22 protein-coding genes are annotated in these 22,851 nt (G+C 52.5%); 12 read left to right on the top strand and 10 right to left on the bottom strand.

Annotated features, from left to right (window positions below):
- The first annotated feature begins 4 nt into the window (after window positions 1-4).
- Window positions 5-709 (top strand): DUF4097 family beta strand repeat-containing protein, encoded by a 705-nt coding sequence (locus tag AC23NW_RS08080; protein WP_487448790.1) that lies wholly within the window; start codon window positions 5-7, stop codon window positions 707-709.
- A gap of 79 nt (window positions 710-788) precedes the next feature.
- On the opposite strand, the gene AC23NW_RS08075 is transcribed toward AC23NW_RS08080, so the two are convergent.
- Window positions 789-1,772: a glycoside hydrolase family 43 protein gene (locus tag AC23NW_RS08075; protein ID WP_487448788.1), complete on the bottom strand. Its 984-nt coding sequence runs from the start codon at window positions 1,770-1,772 to the stop codon at window positions 789-791.
- A gap of 198 nt (window positions 1,773-1,970) precedes the next feature.
- Here AC23NW_RS08075 and AC23NW_RS08070 point away from each other — a divergent pair, with 198 nt between their 5' ends.
- Complete coding sequence (locus tag AC23NW_RS08070) at window positions 1,971-2,786, top strand: carboxylesterase family protein (protein WP_487448786.1); 816 nt, start codon at window positions 1,971-1,973, stop codon at window positions 2,784-2,786.
- A gap of 6 nt (window positions 2,787-2,792) precedes the next feature.
- Here AC23NW_RS08070 and AC23NW_RS08065 read toward each other — a convergent pair whose 3' ends face one another.
- A complete protein-coding gene (locus tag AC23NW_RS08065) occupies window positions 2,793-3,728 on the bottom strand; it encodes a LytTR family DNA-binding domain-containing protein (RefSeq protein ID WP_487448784.1) in 936 nt (311 codons plus the stop codon).
- Window positions 3,729-3,927: 199 nt separating this feature from the next.
- Between AC23NW_RS08065 and AC23NW_RS08060 the strand changes: the two genes are divergently transcribed.
- Complete coding sequence (locus AC23NW_RS08060) at window positions 3,928-4,830, top strand: carboxypeptidase-like regulatory domain-containing protein (protein WP_487448782.1); 903 nt, start codon at window positions 3,928-3,930, stop codon at window positions 4,828-4,830.
- Window positions 4,831-4,861: 31 nt separating this feature from the next.
- Here the strand turns inward: AC23NW_RS08060 and AC23NW_RS08055 are convergent, their stop codons facing one another.
- Genes AC23NW_RS08055 through AC23NW_RS08045 form a run of 3 tightly spaced genes read right to left on the bottom strand, consistent with a single transcriptional unit; the run spans window position 4,862 to window position 7,425 of the window.
- On the bottom strand, window positions 4,862-5,326 hold the full coding sequence (locus AC23NW_RS08055) for a 3-oxoacyl-ACP synthase (RefSeq protein WP_487448780.1): 465 nt from the start codon (window positions 5,324-5,326) through the stop codon (window positions 4,862-4,864).
- A gap of 53 nt (window positions 5,327-5,379) precedes the next feature.
- Window positions 5,380-5,673, bottom strand: coding sequence for a DUF952 domain-containing protein (locus tag AC23NW_RS08050; RefSeq protein ID WP_487448779.1), 294 nt, complete (start codon window positions 5,671-5,673; stop codon window positions 5,380-5,382).
- A gap of 12 nt (window positions 5,674-5,685) precedes the next feature.
- The gene (locus AC23NW_RS08045) at window positions 5,686-7,425 is read right to left on the bottom strand and encodes a GMC oxidoreductase (protein ID WP_487448778.1); all 1,740 of its coding nucleotides are present in this window, start codon (window positions 7,423-7,425) and stop codon (window positions 5,686-5,688) included.
- A gap of 277 nt (window positions 7,426-7,702) precedes the next feature.
- Here AC23NW_RS08045 and AC23NW_RS08040 point away from each other — a divergent pair, with 277 nt between their 5' ends.
- From AC23NW_RS08040 to AC23NW_RS08005, 8 genes are all read left to right on the top strand, one after another.
- Window positions 7,703-8,050, top strand: coding sequence for a hypothetical protein (locus AC23NW_RS08040; protein WP_487448776.1), 348 nt, complete (start codon window positions 7,703-7,705; stop codon window positions 8,048-8,050).
- A gap of 168 nt (window positions 8,051-8,218) precedes the next feature.
- A complete protein-coding gene (locus tag AC23NW_RS08035) occupies window positions 8,219-11,053 on the top strand; it encodes an ATP-binding protein (RefSeq protein ID WP_487448775.1) in 2,835 nt (944 codons plus the stop codon).
- Window positions 11,054-11,190: 137 nt separating this feature from the next.
- Entirely contained in the window at window positions 11,191-11,553 is a 363-nt protein-coding gene (locus AC23NW_RS08030) for a hypothetical protein (protein ID WP_487448773.1), read from the top strand.
- 5 nt (window positions 11,554-11,558) lie between these two features.
- Window positions 11,559-12,548 carry a cytochrome-c peroxidase gene (locus AC23NW_RS08025; RefSeq protein ID WP_487448772.1) on the top strand — a complete coding sequence of 330 codons (990 nt, stop codon included), beginning with the start codon at window positions 11,559-11,561 and terminating at the stop codon, window positions 12,546-12,548.
- Window positions 12,549-12,698: 150 nt separating this feature from the next.
- Entirely contained in the window at window positions 12,699-13,553 is an 855-nt protein-coding gene (locus AC23NW_RS08020) for an SDR family oxidoreductase (RefSeq protein WP_293840269.1), read from the top strand.
- Between the two features lie 15 nt (window positions 13,554-13,568).
- Entirely contained in the window at window positions 13,569-14,435 is an 867-nt protein-coding gene (locus AC23NW_RS08015) for an SDR family oxidoreductase (protein WP_487448770.1), read from the top strand.
- Window positions 14,436-14,609: 174 nt separating this feature from the next.
- Complete coding sequence (locus AC23NW_RS08010) at window positions 14,610-15,902, top strand: erythromycin esterase family protein (RefSeq protein ID WP_487448769.1); 1,293 nt, start codon at window positions 14,610-14,612, stop codon at window positions 15,900-15,902.
- 62 nt (window positions 15,903-15,964) lie between these two features.
- Window positions 15,965-17,350, top strand: a complete 1,386-nt coding sequence (locus AC23NW_RS08005; protein ID WP_487448767.1) for a cytochrome P450 — start codon at window positions 15,965-15,967, stop codon at window positions 17,348-17,350.
- 97 nt (window positions 17,351-17,447) lie between these two features.
- Here AC23NW_RS08005 and AC23NW_RS08000 read toward each other — a convergent pair whose 3' ends face one another.
- Both AC23NW_RS08000 and AC23NW_RS07995 read right to left on the bottom strand, forming a co-directional pair.
- A complete protein-coding gene (locus AC23NW_RS08000; protein WP_487448765.1) occupies window positions 17,448-17,999 on the bottom strand; it encodes an META domain-containing protein in 552 nt (183 codons plus the stop codon).
- Between the two features lie 72 nt (window positions 18,000-18,071).
- Window positions 18,072-18,857: a sulfite exporter TauE/SafE family protein gene (locus AC23NW_RS07995; RefSeq protein WP_487448763.1), complete on the bottom strand. Its 786-nt coding sequence runs from the start codon at window positions 18,855-18,857 to the stop codon at window positions 18,072-18,074.
- A 225-nt stretch (window positions 18,858-19,082) separates the two neighbouring features.
- Between AC23NW_RS07995 and AC23NW_RS07990 the strand changes: the two genes are divergently transcribed.
- On the top strand, window positions 19,083-19,457 hold the full coding sequence (locus AC23NW_RS07990) for an HPF/RaiA family ribosome-associated protein (RefSeq protein WP_487448762.1): 375 nt from the start codon (window positions 19,083-19,085) through the stop codon (window positions 19,455-19,457).
- A gap of 76 nt (window positions 19,458-19,533) precedes the next feature.
- On the opposite strand, the gene metK is transcribed toward AC23NW_RS07990, so the two are convergent.
- From metK to AC23NW_RS07975, 3 genes are all read right to left on the bottom strand, one after another.
- Window positions 19,534-20,811 (bottom strand): methionine adenosyltransferase, encoded by a 1,278-nt coding sequence (metK, locus tag AC23NW_RS07985; RefSeq protein WP_293845173.1) that lies wholly within the window; start codon window positions 20,809-20,811, stop codon window positions 19,534-19,536.
- Between the two features lie 110 nt (window positions 20,812-20,921).
- Complete coding sequence (locus AC23NW_RS07980; protein ID WP_487448760.1) at window positions 20,922-21,962, bottom strand: DUF3500 domain-containing protein; 1,041 nt, start codon at window positions 21,960-21,962, stop codon at window positions 20,922-20,924.
- Window positions 21,963-22,089: 127 nt separating this feature from the next.
- On the bottom strand, window positions 22,090-22,785 hold the full coding sequence (locus AC23NW_RS07975; protein ID WP_487448758.1) for a 3-keto-disaccharide hydrolase: 696 nt from the start codon (window positions 22,783-22,785) through the stop codon (window positions 22,090-22,092).
- Window positions 22,786-22,851: the final 66 nt, after the last annotated feature.

The raw sequence follows: 22,851 nt of genomic DNA, 5'->3' as shown, positions 1-22,851 counted from the left end.
CCCCATGAAAACGCACCTTTTCCTTATTCTCCTCTTGCTCGTTGGTATCAACCCGCTGTATGCGCAGAAGGTCATCGAAAAAAAGCTGCCCTATTCAAACGGGCAGCTGGTCAACCTGAACCTGCGGTTTGCCGACAGCATTGTCGTCCGTTACTGGGACAGCGACCAGGTATCGGTCAAAATCTCGGTCAACATCAACAGCAACCGCCTGAACGACGCATTGCTGGTCAGTACAACTACCACCTCCGGCGAGGTTGGCCTTAAAACCGACTTTGACAAGGACATGCTGAAAAACGGCAAAGCGGAAGATTGCCCCGACAGTAAACACGGCTGGAGTACAAACTCAAACGGCCAGACCTACTTTGTGTGCAGCAACATCGATTACGTGGTTTACCTGCCGAAGCAGGCACAGCTCAAAATTGAAACCATAAGCGGCAATATCGACATTCAGGGGTCAAGCGGCGCCCCGGTCTTTGCCAAATCGATCAGCGGGTTTGTCGATTTCAGCTGGCCGGGAAAGCAGGGAGCCAATCTGGCCATGAAGACCATTACCGGTGAGGTGTACACTGATCTTGACATAGCGTTTACCGGTAAAAAAGACAAACATCCGATCGTCGGGTACTTACTGAAAGGCACCGTGAATGGCGGCGGGGCGGACGTTCATCTGGAGTCAATCAGCAATAATGTCTACCTGCGACGGAGCCGCTGATCCGGTGGTCATTCCCATAAAAAAACGGCCATGGCAGTATGCCGTGGCCGTTTTTTATGATATGGGTTGCTGATGCGTATTACGGCAGTTTGCGCGGCGGAACGCCTTCAAACGTAATTTTTACCGGTTTGATACCTCCTTTTTCGTCGAATTCCATGCGGTCGATGCAGGTTTCGCGGTGGTTGCCGTCGGTTTCCGACAAGGGACGGCGGTGATAGACGATGTACCATTCGTCTTTGCCCGGCACCTGAATTACCGAATGGTGACCGGCACCTCTGGCTACTGCCGGATCCTGCTCCAGAATTTTACCCACCCGTTCAAACGGCCCGAACGGCGAGTCCGAAACGGCATAGGCAACCGAATAATTCGGGCCCGTCCAGCCGCCTTCCGACCACATGAAGTAATACTTATTGTTGCGCATGAACATGAACGGTCCTTCTACATAGCCTTTGGGTGTGATCTCGCGGTAGGTTGTCCCGTCAGGAAACGGCAAGGTACCGGTGAAATCATCTTTCAGCCGGACAATGTTGCAATGCCGCCAGCCACCATACAGCATGTAATACTGACCGTCTTTATCCTTAAACACAAACTGGTCAATCGGCTGCGCACCGTTGTGGAATTTGTCGATCAGTGGTTTGCCCAGTAAATCCTTGAACGGCCCGGCCGGATTGTCGGCGACTGCCACGCCGATACCACCTGACTCCTTGTCGCTCTGAATATCATTGGCGGCAAAAAACAGGTAGTATTTTTTACCTTTCTGAACGATAGCCGGTGCCCACATGGCCCGGCGCGCCCACTTGATTGAGGTTGTATCAACGATCCGGCTGTGTTTCGTCCACGTGATCAGATCCGGCGACGAGAACGCATCCATAAACACCTGCTGGTTATACGGAGCCGAATAGGTTGGATAAACCCAGTATTTTTTGTCGAAAATGACGCCTTCCGGATCAGCATACCAACCAGGGAAGATCGGATTACCCGAGGTTTTTTTGTCGTTTTTTTGCTGTGCAACTACCTGGAGGCTCACTACCAGAAGTGCCAGCGAAAAGAAAAATTTAGTCATGTGTTGTAAAACATCGTGCAGCCGGATAGCTGCGATTAACGGAAAAGAATGGGTTTCACTACAAAGAAACAGCAAATTTTGCTCTTAATATGCAAAATCTGCGCAATAGTGTACACGCTCATTTTATCCGGTGGAAGCAATGGCAAAGCTGAAATCCTTGTAGTATTGTAACAAAATCAACTGACGTTTTACCGGCTTATGAAAACCCCTGCTGCCCTGCTCCTCTGCTTACTGGTCTGGTTCACGACATTTTCCGGATATGCCCAGTCGTTTGACGCCTATGAGAAAGCCGCTTTTAAGGCAAAGGGTGGTCATGAACTCCCATACCGTATTCTCTATCCTAAGGGCTACGCCGAAGCATCGGGAAAACAAAAGCAGAAATACCCGCTGGTGGTAGTGCTGCACGGGGCCGGTGAGCGCGGCAGTGACAATGAAAAGCAACTGACGCACGGCGGAAAGCTGTTTTTGCAGGAGCGCAACCGGACTGACTTTCCGGCGGTCGTTATTTTTCCGCAGTGCCCGACCGACAGTTACTGGTCGTCGGTAAAAATTGACCGCAACAAATCGCCGCTGGATCTACAGTTCGACTATCACCGCCCGATGACCTGGCCGCTGAAGGCCGTCCGTTCGCTGGTGAAGAAGCTGGCCCGCGATAAACGGATTGATAAATCGCGGCTCTACATTACCGGCCTGTCGATGGGCGGCATGGGCACCTTCGAGCTGATTGCCCGCTACCCGAAAGTGTTTGCGGCCGCTGCGCCTGTTTGCGGCGGGGGCGATACCACCTACTGCGAAAAGTTCGCCAAACGGGTGCCGGTCTGGGTTTTCCACGGCGATAAGGATAATGTGGTCGCTCCGCGGCATTCGCGGGAGATGGTGGCCAAATTACAGTCGCTCGGGGCCGATGTGCAGTACTCCGAATACCTTGACGTACAGCACAACAGCTGGGACAACGCCTTCGCCGAACCCGACTTCATGTCGTGGCTGTTCGGCCACCGGAAAAAGAGAAAATAAGCCGGCTTACGCAGTACCCAGCCGCTCCTTGAGCCCTTTCAGCCGGGTACGCTGCATGATGAACTCGGTTTTGTTGTCGGTCATCCGGACAATGTACTTATCGTTTTCCCAGTACGAATAGTTTTTCACAAACCGGACGTTGGCAATGACTGACCGGTTGATGCGGTAAAACTGCTGCGGGTTCAGTCCGGCTTCGAGCTCAGTCAGCGTTTTCCGGATGGCATATGTCCTTCCGGATGTGTAGGCGTAATACGCCTTTTGCTCAACCTCGACATACAGCACATCCCCCACAGCCAGCAACGTTTCCCCTTCTTCGTCAGACGCTTCCAGCTGGGTCAGATAAATGGTTTCAGGTTTTTGTTCCGGTATCGGTAAGGCACCACGCTCCGGTGTGTGCGGCTGAGCAAACCGTTGTTTTTGCCAGTCGTTATAATCCAGAAACAGGTTCAGATTCAGAAAGCCATAGCCGAAAACCAGAAACGGCAGAAAGTAATTGACGAACATCCGGCCGGTAAATACATACTCCGGAAACCAGGCGTTCCAGGCATAATCCGGATAAAAAATGGCCAGATAGCGCAGCGTATTGGTAACCGGCCCGAAGACCGGAATGGAGAGGCAGATAAAAAGCAGGAACTTCAGCTCATACCAGATAACCGACGGACCGGAAAGTACCAGCGGCCCCGGCTGGGTCAGGCGTACAAACAAAATGGCCAGCCGCACAAAGATGAATACCGAAATCAGCTCAAAGAGATAATAATAGCCGAAAAGCATTTTCAGGTAATGCAGCACATTGCCCCGAGTCAGCGGGCCGAACTCGCCCCCGTCTCCCCGCTGCAACGTCATGACCTGATACAGCACAATACCCACCAGGGTAGTGAGCAAAAAAGCACGCCATTGCCGTTTGATGCGAAAGGTCAGGTGAAGGGATGGATGTCCGGTCATACTTCAAAGGTAAAAGCTACCCGTATTTCAGGCAAGTTTGCGGGCATTTCAGGGTGTAAACCGCCGTAATTGCCCGTATTTGAGCCGCTAAAGCCCGTATCTCAGCCCAAGCGGCTTGCACAGTGCTCCCGCTCCGGTGTACGTTTGCATGGTCGGTGACAGACAAAACCGGCCAAAAAAACGCTAAACCCGTATCGCCATGAGCCTCCTGAAATTCTCCCTCATCGCCTTTTTCGCGTATATTTTTTCCACTTTTTTCGCCGTTGGTCAGACCACACCAATCCGTAGTGTATCGGGTCGTCTGACCGACCGCAGCCAGCAGCCGCTTGCCTACGTCAGCATCGGCATTATCAACACGCCGGTCGGAACCGTGGCCGATGACAAGGGCGCATTTACGCTTTACCTGAACGATAAGGTAAACCCGCAGGATTCGGTCCGGTTCAGTATCCTCGGCTACCGGTCGATCAGCCTGACGGTTGCGGACCTGTACCAGCGCCTGACGCTGAACCAGCCGCTGATCATGGACGAACAGGCACAACTTCTGAATGAAGTCCGGATTTCGAGCCGTGACACGAAAGTAAAAACCATAGGCAGTGAAAAAGTCGAGACCAGCAAACACACCAACTTTGCGATCAGCCAGAAGCCCCGCCAGAACCTGGGGGCCGAAATAGGCCGCGTGTTTAATACACCCAAAGGTGCTTGCCGGTTAGAAAAGTACCGGTTCTACATCATGTCGAATTTTGAGTCGGTCACCTTCCGTGTGAATGTGTATGACGCCGGTGATCTCCGCCCGCTCATCGATCAGAACATTTATGTGCCGGTGACCGGAAAAGGCAAAAAGTGGGTTGAAGTCGATTTGACGCCCTACAACATTGTCGCGCAGGAAAACGTCATTGTCGCCATTCAGTGGATCGACAATAGCGAAAAAGGTACATTTTTAGGCATTCCGATTCAGATACCGGCCTTCGCCACGCATTACTACAAATACGGCAGCCAGGACAAATGGAAGAAATTTACCGGGATGACCACGGCCATGAACCTGACGGTTACGTGCAGCAAGCTGGCTGATCTAAAGGAGGATGACCAGACGGCGCAGAAGTAAGCCCGCCTCTGATTCGGGGGACAACAGGGCGTTACGCCACTTCCTGAAGCTGGTAAACCATTTTGTTAAACGTTACGCTATCGCCCGCACTATGGCCGACCAGCAACGCTCCGATTGGTGATGCCGGCGACACGACAAAATAATCCACACCATTTATCACCAGTTTACCAACGCTGATGGCAATGAAAAAGCGGCCGCGATTGGTAGTGACCAGGCTACCCGCCCGCACCACCGCCGATGGCTTATCAATGTCAAGCTGATGCAGGTCCTGTTCCAGTTTCAGGGCTTCGGCCAGCAGCTGCGCGTGGCGGTCACGCTCGATCTGGGCCATCGCTCTCCCCGTTTCGTATTTGTCGCCTGCACTGCTTTTGGATTCTTCGTTAGCCGATTCCTGAGCCGCTTCCATGGCCGAGCGGGCCGTATCGATCCGCTGCCGGACATACTGCTGACACTGCTGATAGAGCGCTTCTTTTACCGGATGATGGGTTGTTGACATGAGGGGTACTGCTTTTTGTCGTTTTCAGACAACTGCTCATCCGCCAAAATCGTTCACAGTGCCTCAATCCGGTCGATAGCGTCTTTGTTCAGCGGGCCGTACAGATGCGGAAACAGCTCCTGGTTGGTGGAGGGTTCATAGATGAGCGGGGCGGTCAGCTTATCCGGATCAATGTGCAGTTTCAGCAAACCCGTCTGACCGGCATAGTAGCGTTCCAGCACACCGGCCACCTGGTCGGGTTTACTGAGATGGATAAAGGTTTCCTGATCAAAAGTCGGGCTTTGGTAGTGCGTTTTGCCGGCAAACGTTTCCCACCAGGCGGCAGTCGTGATGTGATAAATGTGCATTGTTTTATTACGTTACAAATTCTTCCGCTTCATTTCGGCCACGGCGTAGTTAGCGGCACGGGCAGCCAGCGCCATAAACGTGATCGACGGATTCTGGTTGCCCATGGTCGCCATGCCCGCGCCGTCGGTCACGAAAACATTCGGCGCCGTATGAAACTGATTCCACTTATTAAGCAATGACGTTTTCGGGTCACGACCCATCCGGACGCCACCCATTTCGTGAATATCCAGCCCCGGATTCCGGTGATCGTCGTAGGTACGGATATTTTTGCACCCTGTTTTCTCGAGCATTTCGGCCGCCTGCGTCATAAAATCCTTCATCTGCCGGATGTCGTTATCGTCGTAATCAATCGACGTGATCAGCTGCGGCAGCCCGAACGGATCGAGTTCTTTGCTCAGCCGGACGTGGTTGGTCTTTTTCGGGATGGTTTCGCCCTGCATCCCCATGAACACACTCCACGCGCCCGGCCTGGTGATACTGTCCTTAAAATCAGCCCCGAACCCTTCTTTACCATACCCCTGCCCCCAGCCTGCCCGGCTCGCTCCATAATACGACATGTAGCTACCCATAAAATCAGCATCCTGCTTATGGATGTTCCGGAAGTTAGGCATGAACACCGACGTTGGCCGGCGACCATAGAAATACCCATCCGGGTAGCCGTCGAAATCCGCCACGGCATTGCCGCGGTAGTTGTGAAAACCAATGTACCGGCCTAACACCCCGCTGTCGTTGCCGAATCCGTCGGGGAAGCGGCGGGAGGTCGAATTCAATAGAATAAGATTGGTGTTCAGGCAGGCCGCGTTTACAAAAATGACACGGGCGAAGTATTCGGTAACTGCTTTGGTATTAGCGTCAATCACCCGTACACCGGTTGCCTTGCCTTTGGCATCGTCGTAAATGATGGAATGCACAACGGAAAACGGCCGTAATGTGAGGTTTTTCGTCTTCGCTGCCCACGGCAACGTACTGGAATTACTGCTGAAATAGCCGCCATACGGACACCCGCGATAGCACAGATGCCGTGCCTGGCACTGTGCCCGGCCCTGCTCCAGATGCACCGGTTTGGGTGCTGTCAGGTGCGCACACCGGCCAATGATGGCATAGCGGTCCTTGTAATGCTTCTGCAATTCACGCTGCATGTGTTTCTCCACACAGTTCATTTCCCAGGGCTTCAGAAACTCGCCGTCGGGCAGCGTTTCCAGACCATCGCGGTTACCGCTGATGCCCACAAACTTTTCGACATGGCTATACCAGGGCGCCAGGTCTTCGTACCGGATCGGCCAGTCACCGTAGCCGTCGCGGGCCGGGTTTTCGAACTCATAACGGCTCCAGCGCTGGGTCTGCCGCGCCCATAACAACGACTTACCACCCACCTGATAGCCACGGATCCAGTCAAACGGCTTTTCCTGAATGTACGGCTGATCGGCATCCTTGACAAAAAAATGCTGTGTGGCTTCATCGAGTGCATAGCATTTGGTCGCAATCGGGTTCTGCTCATCAAACGCATCCGGCATCCGGTTCCGGTGCGGAAAATCCCACGGATTGAGCGTTGCCGTCGGGTAATCCGTAACGTGCTGCACATCGCGCCCCCGCTCCAGAACGAGCGTTTTCAGGCCTTTTTCGCAGAGTTCCTTAGCGGCCCAGCCCCCGCTGATGCCCGAGCCAATCACAATGGCGTCGTAGTGGTTTGCCGCATTGAGCGTAAAGGCAGGTGCTGACAGTTTTCCGTTCGTGAGTAAGGGCGTTTCCATAGATTCATCGTAACAACTACGAAAGTACCGGTTTACGGGCATATAAGCCAGAGGGCGGGGCGCAGAGGGCAGGGAACAAAGGATGGAGAGCAGCGCTTGACATTAATTTATCAATATATTATCTTGGTTAATTATTAAAGAGAGAGAGTGGCCGCAGTGCGGCAATAGCTTGAAAGAGCGAAAAGCCCGACCGATCAGTACCGGCGAGGTTGAATAGTTCGCCCTTTCAAAGCGTAACGGCCGCTCTATCGCTCATTCGCTCTTTACCTTTCTACATATGGAACCGCTTGACATAACTCTGAACTCCTTACACGAAGAAGCCCTGCTGCTTCGCAAAGCCGGTCACAGCTTCAGTGAAACGGAACATTTACTGGCCGAACGCTTTCCGGCAACGGCCGATACGGTTAACCTGATTGTAAAAAACCTGAAAACGCAGCATTACCTCCTTTGCCGGAAACGCGGCATGGTTTGTCTGGGCTTAGGTGCCATGCTGTGCGGCCTTGGTTTTCTGATCACCTTTGTGCAGTGGCAATACGGCGAACCGGCCCCCTGGGCGCTCTATGGCTTTACCGGCACGGGGGCGACGCTGGTGATGGCAGGTGGTGTGCAGGTGTTGGGGCTGTGACGGAGCCTTACATGCATCCGGTTTTGATTGTCGGCATCAAACTGATAACTTGATGCTTCAGTAAGTCCAGACGTTGCCGGCATGCCTTTGATCAGTCTTCGCATACGTATCATCGTACTGCTTTTTCTTGTACCCATACTGTACGCCGCGGGTCAGACACCGGTACGGTTGACCGACTCTGTCCGGGTGATCGCACTGCATAAAGAACCCTGGCTATTCCATACGGGTGACAACCCGCTTTGGGCTAATCCGGCTGTTGATGACCGCCAGTGGCAGCGCATTCATCCCAACTTCGGCAGAGATAGCTTGCCAAAGGGCTGGACTGGTTTTGGCTGGTTCCGGATTAAAGTCAAAAAAGACACGCAGGCCGGCTGTACTACGTGGGGTATTCACCTGAATCAGGATGGTGCTGCGGAGCTATTCCTGGACGGCGTTCACATCGGCACAATCGGCCGGATTGGCCATTCCAGGGAAACGATGCGGGCGGATCGTGCTCCGTTCACGGTATTTCCCGTTGCCATTACTGACACGCTGCCGCATGTACTGGCCGTCCGTTTCAGCAACTACAATGCCTATTTTCCTGATTTCATTGGGTTTCAGCTGTGGATGGGTGATATGCATCAGCTCAATACCAAATACCTCACCCTCAAATCAGACAATGACAAGCTGTTGTTGAGTGTGGTCGCTCAATTCACCCTTGTGATGCTGCACCTGCTGCTGTTTATCTTTTATCCCGGCCAGAAAATCAACCTGTACTACAGCCTGTTTGTGACGAATATGGCGTTGGGGCTTTACCTGAAATTCCTGAACGTGGATACCGTTGATCCATTTATACAAATGGTAGCCCAGCAGTTGTTTCTTTCCGTTCTTTCGGTCGCCCCATTGACGGGCGCCCTGCTCCTGTATGCCATAAGCAGCGAAACCCTCCCGAAAGGCCGGGTAAAGGTACTTACCATTATCTGCACCGTGTTCCTGACCTTAAGCATCGTGTTCGGTACCTATGAGTACGAAGCCGAAGCCAATGTATTCTGGATCATTGTCAATATAGCTATTATTCTGGCGTATCTGGACGGGATATGGCATGTTATCCAGGCCGCCCGCAGGGGCAACCCGGTCCGGTGGCTGATTGCGGCCGGTATGCTGGTTGTCGGCATCCTGACGGCGGTGCTGGGTGGCAATATTCTGGGCTGGTTCAGCAGTTACCAGACAATTATCAACGGCATGGCCATCACAACGCTGATAATGCCGGTCTTGTTCTCCGTCTACATTGCGCTGGATTTTGCCGGTATCAACAAAAGCCTCAGCCGGCAGCTCACCGAAAATCAACTGCTGGCGGAGCAAAACCTGGAACAGCAGCGGGAAAAATACAGGCTTATTGCGGACCAGGCCGAACGGCTCGAACAAACCGTTGCGGAACGCACGGCGCAGGTAAGGGCACAAGCCGAAAAACTCCGCGAAATGGATGCGGTAAAGTCGCGCTTTTTTGTCAACCTCACCCATGAATTCAAAACGCCGCTGACCCTTATTATAAATCCCGCCAAAGAGCTGCTGCAAACAGCGGGCTCTGCGCCGGTCCGGCAGCATGCGCGCTTTATCCTTCAGAACGGCGAGCGGCTGTTACAGCTTATCAACCAGCTGCTGGACCTTAGCCGGCTTGAAAACGGGCAGCCCGACATCGTGTATCAGCCGCTGGAACTGGTCAGATGGCTACGTACACACTGGCAGCAATACCACTCGCTGACCAGTCAGAAGGCTATCCGCACCGGCTTTACCAGCACTATGCCGGTATTGTGGGTTATGGCCGACGCGGATAAGCTGGAAAAAATTGTGCAGAACCTGATTGCCAACGCCATTAAGTTTTCGAACCCGCAAGGTACGATAGCCGTACACCTGGAGACCGGCGACCAAACCTTTTCAATCCGGGTCAGCGATCAGGGCATTGGTATTCCGGAGGAAAAACTGCCCCGTATTTTCGACCGGTTTTACCAGGCAGACGCTACCGATACGCGCACACGCGAAGGGGCCGGTATTGGCCTCGCCCTTACCAAAGAGCTTACCGAACTCCTCGGTGGCCATATTTCCGTTGACAGCGAAGAGGGCAAGGGAACTGTCTTTACCGTTACGTTGCCGCTTGTGGCTGCTCCCGAAAACAGTCCGGTTGCCATGCCGGAAGAAAGTCCCGACACCGGTGACCGGCAAACCGCTGACGAAGCAAATGACCTTCCGGACGAGGATGAGACCATGCCGCTGATCCTGCTGGCGGAAGATAACGCTGACCTGCGGGATTTTATCTCCCTCTCCCTTTCCGGAAGCTATCGGGTAATCACCGCAGCCGATGGTCTGGAAGGTATCCGGATGGCTTTTGAGAAAATACCGTCGCTGGTCATTACGGATTTGATGATGCCGCAGAAAGACGGTTATGAAGTGTGCCATACCGTAAAAACCGATGAGCGCACCAGTCACATACCGGTTGTGATGCTCACCGCCAAAAGCGATCAGGATAGCCGGGTAAGGGGCATACGCAGCGGTGCCGACGCTTATCTGGCCAAGCCGTTTGATAAACAGGAACTCACCGCCCTTATTGATAACCTGATTCTGACCAGGAAACAGTTACGGGAAAAATTCGGAAAAACTACGATCTGGCTTGAGGCAGCCGATCAGCTGCCATCTATTGAGCAGGTCTTTCTATCAAAGGTCAGAGCAGCCATTGACACCCATATCGCCGACGATCAGTACAGCAGTGAACAGCTTGCCGCAGACATGGCGCTGAGCCGGACGCAGTTGCACCGGAAATTAAAACAGCTCATTAATCAGAGTCCGGGCGAACTGATCCGGCTTATCCGCATGCAGCGGGCACACGAACTGTTGCAGCACCATGCAGCCACGGTGGCTGAGGTGTGCTACATGACCGGCTATACCAACCCCGCCAATTTCTCAACTACCTTCTCCCGGCACTTCGGTTATCCTCCCAGCGAAGCGGCAAAACGGCATTCTGAGGCATAAACGACCCGTATGGCACAAATCAAAAGGCATTTGCAACAATAGCAAATGCCTTTTTTTGGGCCTATACCTAGTTTTGAGCCACCATTCCGGCACCCGGAAATCAGTCCGTTTCACGCATAACGAATCAATTATCTACTATGAAACCCATCTACTTTTTTCTGCTGCTCATCCTCATAGGCTGCGGCCAGACTCAGGAAACCCCGACTATACATGGCCGGTGGAAAACAAGCTTTAAAAACGGCAGCAAGGTTCTGGTCGTTTTCCGGCAGGACGGCACCCATGACTATTTCATTGACGAAAAGCTGTTCTCTACCGGGAAGTTCTCGTTCCAGGGCGATACCCTCCGTGAGTCGGATCCGATCTGTTCGGCAGCGTATGTGGCCGAATACAAAGTCAGTTTTGTGGCACCGGACAGCATGCAGTTTGCCATGATTCAGGACACCTGTGCACCCAGAGCCGCCGATCTGAACGGATTAGCCTTAAAACGGGTAAACCAATAACGGTAATGAAAAAGTCAGGTCTGTTACTCCTTGCCCCGTTACTGGCCGGCTTGTGGCTATACCAAAGCCGGACCTCTGCCGCCGATCCGGCCCTGAGCTTTGTCTATGACGGTAGTGTGCCGCAAGACACCGTTTCCCTAGGGAAAAAGTTGTTTTTCGACCCCATTTTATCCGGCGACAGGCGCATAAGCTGTGCCAGCTGCCACAAACCTGCGTTTGCCTTTGCCGACAACAAGGCGCTCAGTCCGGGAATTGCCGGACGGACGGGCAAACGCAACACGCCCTCGGCGATGAATGTGGCGGGGCAACCGCATTTCTTCTGGGACGGACGGGCTGAAACTCTGGAAGAACAGGCACTGAAACCCATTGCAAACCCCGACGAAATGGGCTTGCCGGTTGACTCGGCCGTGGCGCGGCTCACGCATGATGCTGCCTACCGCAATCTGTTTCTGAAGATCTTTAATCAAAAGCCGTCGGCGGGTAATCTGGCAATCGCCCTCAGTGAATTTCAGCGGTCACTGGAAACGGGCAAAACTCCTTTTGATGACTGGCGGATCAATGACCGGCAAGATGCGGTAAGTGCCTCCGCTAAACGTGGATTTGAGCTGTTCAACAACAAGGCAAAATGTGTTCAGTGTCACTTTGGTACGAACTTTAACAATACCGAGTTCAGGAACATAGGGCTTTTTGACGGCAAAACGTTGGCTGATAGCGGACGGGCTGCCATCACCCGCAATGCCAGCGATCTCGGCAAATTCAAGATCGGGCCTCTCAGAAACATTGCCCTCACAGCACCGTACATGCATAACGGCATGTTTAAAACACTGCGTGACGTGATTGACTATTACAATGAGCCGGACAAATTCGTGCCTTCGTCCATCAACAGAGACAGCCTTTTAGCGAAGCCAATGCAGTTAACGGAACAGGAAAAAACCGACCTGGAAAATTTCCTGAGAACATTAACGGACAAGCGGCTTGCGCATCAGACGCAATAGGCCAACAGCCGGGTGATCCGGCGGATGGAGCAGGCACCAAATCCTATCATTTCAGTAGATTTAAAAAACAACCTGCGTTGCTATCGTAGTTAAGTAGTACGGAGTGGTGCCATGGCAATGGGCCGGTCCGTATTACTTATAGGCAACGTTATGGAAACAAAAATTCCCCCTCAACACCAAACCGAACAGCCGGGCATCGAGGCCGAACTCGACCCGCAACCAAAGGTAATCCGGTACCTGTACAAAGGTGCCGGTAAGCTACGCGGCAAAGTTGCCCTCATCACCGGCGGCGACAGCGGCATCGGTCGTTCCGTAGCAGTCCATTTCGCCCGCGAAGGGGCGGATGTGGCCATCGTCTACACCCCGCGCGAAGAAGTCGATGCGCAGGAGACCAAACGGCTGGTCGAAGCCGAAGGGCGGCAGTGCCTGCTGCTGAACGGCGACCTGCGCAACTCCGTTTTCTGTCAGCAAGTCGTGGAAGACACGGTCCGGCGGTTTGGTAAGCTCAATATTCTGGTCAATAATGCGGGCGTACAGTACCAGAATCAGGACCTGGAGCAGATCAGCGACGATGAGCTGCAAAAAACGTTTGAAACCAACATTTACGCGTTTTTCAGAGTCACCCGCGCCGCTATCCCGCACCTGCACGAGGGCGACAGCATCATCAACACCACATCGGTAACCGCTTACCAGGGCCGCGCCGACCTACTCGATTATTCATCGACCAAGGGTGCCATCATGTCATTTACCCGTGCTCTGTCAAGCAACCTTGCTGAGAAGAAAATCCGCGTCAACGGCGTTGCGCCCGGACCGATCTGGACACCACTCAACCCCGCTTCGGTTCCGGCGAAAGAGGTTGCCGTTTTCGGTAAAGATGTACCGATGAAGCGCCCCGGCCAGCCAAGCGAAGTCGGCCCGGCGTATGTCTTTCTGGCCTCCGACGATGCGTCGTACATTACCGGCGAAATCCTGCATCCGAACGGCGGCACAATCATTAATGGCTAACTACTCATCAACGTTATGAACAACCAGATGGAACTCGATACCCCGCCGCAGCATCAGGATGCGCAGCCGGGCCTTGAACACGAAATGAACCCGCGCCCTGTCTATATCCGGGATACCTACCAGGGTGCCGACAAGCTACAGGGTAAAATCGCGCTGATCACGGGCGGTGACAGCGGCATTGGCCGGGCGGTAGCCATCCACTTTGCCCGTGAAGGTGCGGATGTAGCCATTGTGTACCATCCGCGCGAAGAAACCGACGCACAGGAAACCAAACAGCTGGTCGAAGCCGAGGGGCGGCGCTGCCTGTTGCTGGCGGGTGACCTGCATAGCCTGAGCTTTATCAACGATGTAGTCAACCGGGTAGTCAGCACGTTTGGCCATATCAATATTCTGGTCAACAATGCGGCTAATCACGTTGAACAAACCGACTTTACCGACATCACCGACGAACAGCTGGCGGCCACCTTTGAGCTGAACATCCTGGCCATGTTCCGGCTGACAAAAGCGGCTCTACCCCATATGGCGGCCTACGATTGCATTATCAACACCACGTCCGTTGTGTCGTACCGGGGCAGCAAGAACCTGATCGACTATGCATCCACTAAGGGAGCCGTTACAACCTTTACGCGGTCGTTATCCCAGAATCTGGTGGAGCGAAATATCCGCGTCAACGGGGTAGCACCGGGGCCGGTCTGGACGCCGCTTATTGTATCAACCAAAACGCTGGAAGAGGTGGAGCAATTCGGAAAGGACACGCCGCTCGGCCGTGCGGGGCAACCCGCCGAACTGGCACCGGCCTATGTGTTTCTGGCGTCCGAAGACGCTTCCTACTTTACCGGGCAGGTGATTCACGTCAACGGCGGCGAGGTTGTCAACTCGTAACAGCACAGATTCATCCAGGCAAATCAGGTGTTTTTTCCGGCAAAAGGCCCCTGATTTGCCTGCCAAACGTCCCAAAAGGGGCATTTAGGCCCAAAAAACGGCCAAACGCCCCTTTTCTAAGCTTACTAAAAATGGAGCACCTACCTTCGTGACAGTCCTTTTCACAAACGCTCCATGACGACGAACCGATTTCTGACCGTACTTTTTCTGCTTATTCTTTCTGTGATCAGCCGTGTGCACGCACAGGATTATACCGCTTACCTTCGTCAGCACCAGACTGCATTTGCCCCGGATGAGCCGCTTAGCTTTTCACAGTTTGATGCTGCATTTTACAAGAACCGCATCTTTCTGCTTGGCGAACCACATGGGTATGCCACCACGCAAACGATTGACCTCACCCTGCTGAAACACCTGAATCAGCGTACCGGCCTCCGCAACTACCTCGCCGAAATGGATTTTGCCCAGGCTGATCTGGTAAATCAATACCTGCAAACCGGACAGACCTCCCTGCTCGACTCGTTGTTTTACAACTTCCGTCGTCAAACGAATGCCGGTACATCTCAATGGGGGAATCAGGAGTTTTACGACAAAATTGTGGCGATCCGTACCTACAACCAGACCCAACCCGCTGCCAATCATATCCGGTTTATCGGCGTTGACTGGTTTCAGAACAAAGGCCGGTACGCCGTGGCACTCCTGAAACACATCGGCAACCAATCGCTAACAACTCCGACAAACCGGCCGGCGCTGGATAGCCTGCGGACCCTGCTGACCGGCGACAGCCTTTCGCTTGGTAAATTATTGCCCCTGACAGCCTCGATCCGGCGGGATCTGGCAGCCAATCCGGACTATTACCGGCAGCTGTTGGGCAATAACGCTGTGCCCTTCTCGCTTTTTTTCGAACTGATCAACTGTGCTACGGATAAGCTGAACCGCGACCAGGTTGCTGCCCGCATGACGTTGTTTTATTCGGAGCAGCTGCACCTTGAACAGGAAAAACTATATGGGTTGTGGGGGTATGCGCACATTTTACAGGCGGGCACGGGCAAACAGGCGACGTTCTCCGGCCTGCTGGCAAAAGCCGGACAAACGGTAATTACCATGGCGACGATGTTTAAAGACAGCAAAATGCTGGTCCACCGCGACCACCTGCCGTTTTTTCTGCGGAAAGGCAATGACCTGCTTTGCGAAGTCAGCACACTTAATGCCGATGGCAAGGTGTTTAAAGTTGATCATTTCGATGACCTGACATCGGTCAGCAACCCTGCTTCCGTTACGTTATTCAAGCTGGATGCCCCCGATTCGCCTTATCGCCAGACCTTACGCCTTGTCAAAACCGGCGGGCTGACCGGTACGAAAATTGAGCCCTATACCCTGGCTCCGACTGTCACAACCGATTATTTTCAGTACGTCTTTCTGGTGAAAGACTCACCGGCTGTTCACCTCTGGCAACCTGTTGTCCGGTAGCAGACCGGCGTCATCTGTAAAGCGGCGCAAAATGCGTACCTTCGGACCTTATTCTGCCAGTTATGGAAACGCCTGTTACACCCGCTGCCAACCATCCGATTCCTACGCATCCCGGCCTGCCGCTGCTGGGCAATTCGCTGGATTTTGTCCGCGACCCGCTGGGAGCCCTGCGTATGTACCGCCGCCTGTACGACCAGGACGATGGCCGGCATATTGTCCGGCTGAGTGTCGGCGGACGGATTCAGCAACTGGTATTCCGGCCGGAAGACGCCAAACAGGTGTTGCAGGAAAATCACCGGAACTACGGCCGCTCACCGGCGTTTCAGGTCCTGAAACTCTTTCTGGGCGAAGGCCTGCTGACCAGCGACGGCGATTTCTGGCTCCGTCAGCGGCGACTGGCGCAACCGGCTTTCCACCGGCGGAAGCTGGCGATCCTGGCTGACACCATGATTCAGGAAGGGCATTACTGGGTTGAGCAGCTATCGGCGGTCGCGGGTAGTCGACCGGTAAACATTTCGCAGTCGCTGATGGATACGACCATGCGGATTGTCTGTAAAACACTGTTCGGAGCCGACGCCGAAGGGCAGTTGAATCAGGACTTGTCGTATTCGCTCGAAATGGTCAACTACCTTGCCAACAAGCTGCTGATTATTCCGGTACGTTTCCCGATGTGGGTGCCCACGCCCGATAACCTGAAGTTTAAGAAAGCCACCCGCCTGGTCAACCAGCTGATTTACGGATTCATCAACGCACGGCGGCATAGCAGCACACGGCATGATGATTTACTGGACATGCTGCTGCATGCCGAAGATGCCGATACCGGCGAACGCATGTCGGACCTGCAGCTGCGGGATGAATGCGTGACGCTTTTTATGGCCGGTCACGAGACCACGGCCGTCTCTATGGGCTGGACGCTTTACCTGCTGTCTCAACACCCTGAGGTGCTGCAAAAACTGCACGAAGAAGTTGATCAGGTTCTGGGCGGTAACCAACCCTTAACGGTTGATGATCTGCGGGCGCTGCCCTATACGGGTCAGGTTGTGCAGGAGTCGATGCGGTTGTATCCGCCAGCGTGGATCATGAGCCGGCTGGCCTTACAGGACGACCATATTCAGGGCTACACCATTCCGGCCAACACGTCGGTGCTGGTAAGTCCCTATCTGCTGCACCGCGATCCCGGCCAATGGCCCGACCCCGACCGCTTCGATCCGGACCGGTTTGCACCTGGCCGCGACAAAGAACGGCATCCGTTTGCCTACATCCCGTTCGGGGCCGGTCCGCGGCTGTGCATCGGCAATCAGTTTGCGCTGATGGAGATGCAGATTCTGCTCGCCCTGTTTGCCCGCCGCTTCACGCTTAAAGCCCCGCCGGCAAAACCGGTAGGCTTACAGCCCCTGATCACCCTCCGGCCGAAACAACCGATTCAGTTGGTTCTGGAGCAGCGGTAGCATTATCATCAACTTAGCCTTATCCGGAAAAAACAAATTGGGGTGAGCATATATGCTCACCCCAATTTGTCATCCTGACATAAAAAAACAGCCTGCTTTACTTTCCCGTCGCAGCAGCCTTACTAAAGTAGAGGGCACTTTTATAGGACTCGCCGATTGGTGATCCACTACCAGTCAGTTTTACCGTATTGCTTAACTCCAGTTGGCCGTTAGCGTTAATGCTGAAATCTACCGCTTTCGACAAATAGGTTAGGTATCTTGTTTCGCAATTCATAAACTCTGCATTTGGGGAGCCCATTTTTGTTACCGCCAAAACCCCTATCTTCAGTTTGCCTGTTTTGGCGGCAGCATCGTATGAATCAATAGTATAACTCCCTGAAAAAGAATTGACGGATGACTGCCCGTAGAGTTTTAACTCTCCTTTATCACCGGCACTCTCCTGCGTAAACGTCACATTCATCTCCTGCACTTTCCCTTCGTTCATAAAGCCGCAAGCGGCATCCATCGCATCCCCCATCAGTACATTTTTCAATACCCAGGTTCCTTTCAGATCATCTGCTTTCGTTACAACTGAGGCAGCCTCATCTTTACACCCCGCTGTCCAGCTCATCATTACCAAGCCTAACAGACAATAAACCAGATTCTTCATAGTAGTAAGCTATTTTAAAATGAAATAACCTACTTATGACGGAAAATCGTAAGCAGGTAACAGGTATACAGGTTACCGCAGCCACCCATCAATAATCTCATAGCCAAAGCGGAAAATCAGACCAAAGACTACAACCAGAAACAGCATACGGATAAACGAGCTACCGCGAAAAATGGCGGTCCGGCTACCGATATACGAGCCCAGCATGTTGCAGGCCATCATCGGTAAGGCCAGTTCATAGGCGATGTGGTGATTCATGATGAAGAAGCTCAGCGACGAGACATCGGCAACAACATTGATGATCTTCGCCGTTGCTGATGACCGCAGAAAGTCAAAGCCAATGATACTGACAAAGCCAAACACCAGCAGGCTCCCCGTTCCCGGCCCGACAAAACCGTTGTAAAAACCGATGACCATCCCAACCAGCAGGCTGTAATATGGCAACCGCTCCGGCGATACCCGCAGTCGTTCCTCCTGACCAAGATTTTTATTCTGATAGGTGTAGATAGCAATGGCTGTCATCAGGACAAGAATGACGGGTTTCAGTACAGCCGCACTGATCAGGCTCGAAATCTGCGCGCCGGTATATGACATGACCGCCGCCCCAACCGCTGCCCATGTAACTGCACGCCACGGAACCTCCACTTTCCGGATATACTGACTGGCCGCTACGGCAGTACCCATGAAAGACGAAAACCGGTTGGTTCCGACCACGCGCGGCACCGGAAACTGCGGAAATAAAATGAATAATACCGGAATCTGAACCAGCCCTCCTCCCCCTACCACAGCATCAATAAAACCGGCTAATAAGGAAGCGGAGCATACAATAAGAATTAAAAAACTATCTGTTTGGGCCATATGGCCCAAAATTAGCACACATGAAATTATACTTTTAGAAGAATTTGCACTTTTCGATGTTTCACGCCCTTTAGCAAATCATATTGTAGAGAAAGAGTTATCCCTTTTTTATAATTCTTTGCGTGAAACGTAGTTGGACATTTCCCGTGTGCTATTGACTCATGTATCATTTTTGTCAAACTTAGGTAGTCCAACGGTTTATGTTTCACTTTAACAATCGTGGATATGAGACTGCAAATTCATGCTGTTCATTTCGCAGCCGACCAGAAGCTGCTTGAGTTCATTCAGAAAAAACTGAATAAATTAGAAACCTTCCATGACCGGATAACCGGCGGTGAAGTGTTTTTGAAATTAGAAGGTTCTGAAACCAATAAAGTAAAAGATAAAATCATCGAAGTCCGGTTACACATCCCCGGTAAAGACCTCTTTGTAACCGAGCGCGACAAGTCATTTGAGAGCGCCACAGACCGCGTCCTTGAAGTCCTGAAGGACAAACTTGTCCGCACAAAAGAGAAACGGAATGACTTCTCAAGTCCGGCCATCGCCGAAGCGCGGGAGCGCATGGAGGTGGAAGAGACTGAAGAAATAGATGACCTCTGATTATTCCTGATCCTGAATAAAGAAGGCCGCCTTAATCACTTAAGGCAGCCTTCTTGTTTTATTAACTGAAACGCAACTAAAGATTAAACGATTCTTTGATCGCGTCGACGTAGTCCAGTTTCTCCCACGTGAACAGTTCCACTTCAAGCACCTTCGTTTCGCCGTTTTGTGCGAATGACTTCTTCACAATCTGATTCTGACGGCCCATGTGCCCATAAGCAGCTGTTTCTGAATAAATCGGGTTACGCAGTTTCAGGCGTTTTTCGATGGCGTACGGACGCATGTCAAAAATCTTCTCGATCTTCCGGGCGATTTCGCCGTCAGTCAGGTCAACTTTCGCCGTACCGTACGTGTCGATAAACAAACCACAAGGCTTCGCCACACCAATCGCATACGAAACCTGTACCAGCACCTGATCGCACAGACCGGCAGCTACCATGTTTTTCGCAATGTGACGGGTTGCATAGGCAGCCGAACGGTCAACTTTCGACGGATCTTTACCCGAGAACGCACCACCACCGTGAGCGCCTTTACCACCGTAAGTATCTACGATGATTTTCCGGCCGGTCAGACCCGTATCGCCGTGCGGGCCACCGATTACGAACTTGCCGGTTGGGTTAATGTAATACGTAATATCGTCGTTGAAGAGCTCCTGCAATTCTGCTTTCAGCTTCACCTTCACGCGCGGAATAACGATGTTGATCACGTCTTCGCGGATACGCTCCAGCATGGCTGCATCATCAGCAAAGTCGTCGTGCTGTGTTGATACAACAACGGTATCGATCCGGATAGGCCGGTGGTCGTCGCTGTATTCAATCGTTACCTGTGACTTGGCATCCGGCCGCAGATACGACATGATGTTGCTGTCGTGGTTACGGATGTATGACAGTTCCTGCAGGATTTTGTGGGCCAGATCAAGCGCCAGCGGCATATAATTGTCCGTTTCGCGGGTAGCAAAACCAAACATCATTCCCTGATCACCGGCTCCCTGTGCGTTGGCTAATGTTTCAAAATCTTCCGTCGTTACCTGACGGTCAACGCCCTGGTTAATGTCGGCCGACTGGTCATGGATAGCCGAAAGGATACCGCATGAGTTGGCTTCGAACATGTACTCGCTCTTGGTGTAACCGATTTTACGGATTACATCACGGGCGATCTTCTGTACATCCAGATACGTGTTGGTTTTAACCTCACCTGCCAATACAACCTGTCCGGTTGTTACCAGCGTTTCGCAAGCAACCTTGCTTGATGGGTCAAAAGCCATGAAATGGTCAATTAGTGCATCGGAGATCTGGTCGGCTACTTTATCAGGGTGTCCTTCAGAAACAGACTCGGACGTGAAAAGATATGGCATTAGTAGGCAAATTTGTCTGATTAATACGCAAAGGTAAATTATTTTATGTATTGCATCAGCACCCTTTCCGGTTTCTCACCCATAGTCCGGCCGGATTCCCTGACTGTACGCTATTTATGCTGCTGTTCATAGTGTATGCGTAGCATATCTTCGCCAAAATCATTGGTTAAGTCCCTGACTACTGAATGGATATGGTTTGCCTGATTCTGGCTGTTATCGTATTCGATCAGGATCGTCGGGCCGTGAATCCGGTAGTACTGACCCTTCCCCGGCCCGAAACCCGGCTCGCGGTCGCCCGCCCAGGCAAATACCAGCTGATCCAGTCCAGCCTGCTTGAGTTTATCCAGTTGCTGGTTCTTCAGCGTCACATGGTAATTATCGAGGTACGTCCCCAGCAATTGCAGAAACGCTTTTTGCTGCGCACCGGTTAATTCACCGTAGGGAATTCCCTCCTTCTTGTCAATACTGGCTTTCCGGGTATTGGTGGTTACGATATCGCCCGGACACCGTTCTGAAATAACGGCTTTCTTCAGTTGCTCTTCCGTCAGTGCATTCAGCAGTTTGTAGGCCAGATCGGCCTCCTGTTGCAGGATAAATTTACCTTTCTGCGGCACCTCGGCCCGGACAATGCCCGGATTGCTACCCATAAAGGCCGGTGTGAAGCCAATGATTTTCCCGTTCAGCAGCTGAAACTGAAGGGCCACGTGGTGTCCGTCAATCCGGAAGCTCCACGGGGCTTTGGCCTGGTCGGGATCACCGAAGATGGTAAAATAGTAGTTTTCAGGATCGCGGTAGGTGTCGTTGGGCGGGCGGTTCTCCACAACACGCAGGACATTTTCCAGATCAATAATGGAGGTTACTTTCTGATAGCCGGTCTGACTGAGCAGGGTCTGTAGCGCCTGCATAGCTGCCGTACGCTGCTCCGGCGTCATTTTTTTAATCGGCAGGCCTTTTCGTTCGCGGGGTACGTAAAACCAGTTATACCGTTCCTGGTCGTCAAAGGCAAATACCGCCAGTTGCCGCTGTTCGGGATTCAGCGAATGAACAAATTGCTGCACCGCCGGTGTGGTTGATTCCGAAGACCTCTTCTGGGCATACGCAGCTGAGGCGGCCAACACGAGCAGCAAACACGATATAGAAAAGGATTTCATAAGGCAAGGGGCTTTCCGGAAAAAGCAGACGCCATCGAAGATTTACCCCAGGTAAAGTGTAAAACGGAATGATATTCCGTTCTATGTTTTTTACTCACAGAACGGAATATCATTCCGTTTTACAGGGCTACAATTCGCGGATGCGGATGTTGCGGTACCAGACTTTCTCGTCAGGGCTGTGGTTTTGCAGGGCAATTTTCCCTTTGGCATGGGCCGTGGCATATGGCCAGCTGGCAAATTTGCTCTTCGCTACGTCGGCCTTCCACTTATCGGTGCCGTACTCGTAGTCAACTACCTTTTTCCCGTTCACGAAATGCTGTACGTGGCTGTTATCCACCACAATCCGGCCTGTATTCCATTCGCCGGCGGGCTTAACAGCGTTCATATCGGCCGGCTCATAAATATCGTAATTGGCACCGGTCAGCTGACTACCTTTCAGCTTGGCACCATTGCCCAGCGGGTATCCCTTATCATCAATGACCTGAAACTCGGGCCCGGACATATAGGTTGACTTAATCTGCGCATCGTCAATTACTTTGTATACCACCCCGCTGTTGCTTTTTGGCGGAATCTTAAACTCAAACTCCAGATCGAAGTTGCCGTATTCCTTGTCGGTTACCAGGTCGCCGCCCGTACCATCCGGTGTCAGCGCACCATCCTCTATCGACCAGCCGACTACCTTGTCTTTGTGGTAGCTGTGCCAGCCTTTAATTTCTTTTCCATCAAAAAGCGTCGTCCATTTACCAGGTTTCGTGGCCGTTGTTGCTGCAATAAACACAGCAACTGCCAATACACCTGAGATAAGGAAAGAAAGTCGTTTCATCGGTTTACCAGATTTGGTTTGCTATAAAAGAAAACAGGGTTGAAAGCCTACGCTTCCGGGCCAAAA

Source organism: Arsenicibacter sp. R0_47 (assembly GCF_057652235.1).
The sequence above is the reverse complement of the archived record's forward strand: the minus strand, read 5'-3'. Positions and strand labels throughout refer to the sequence as shown.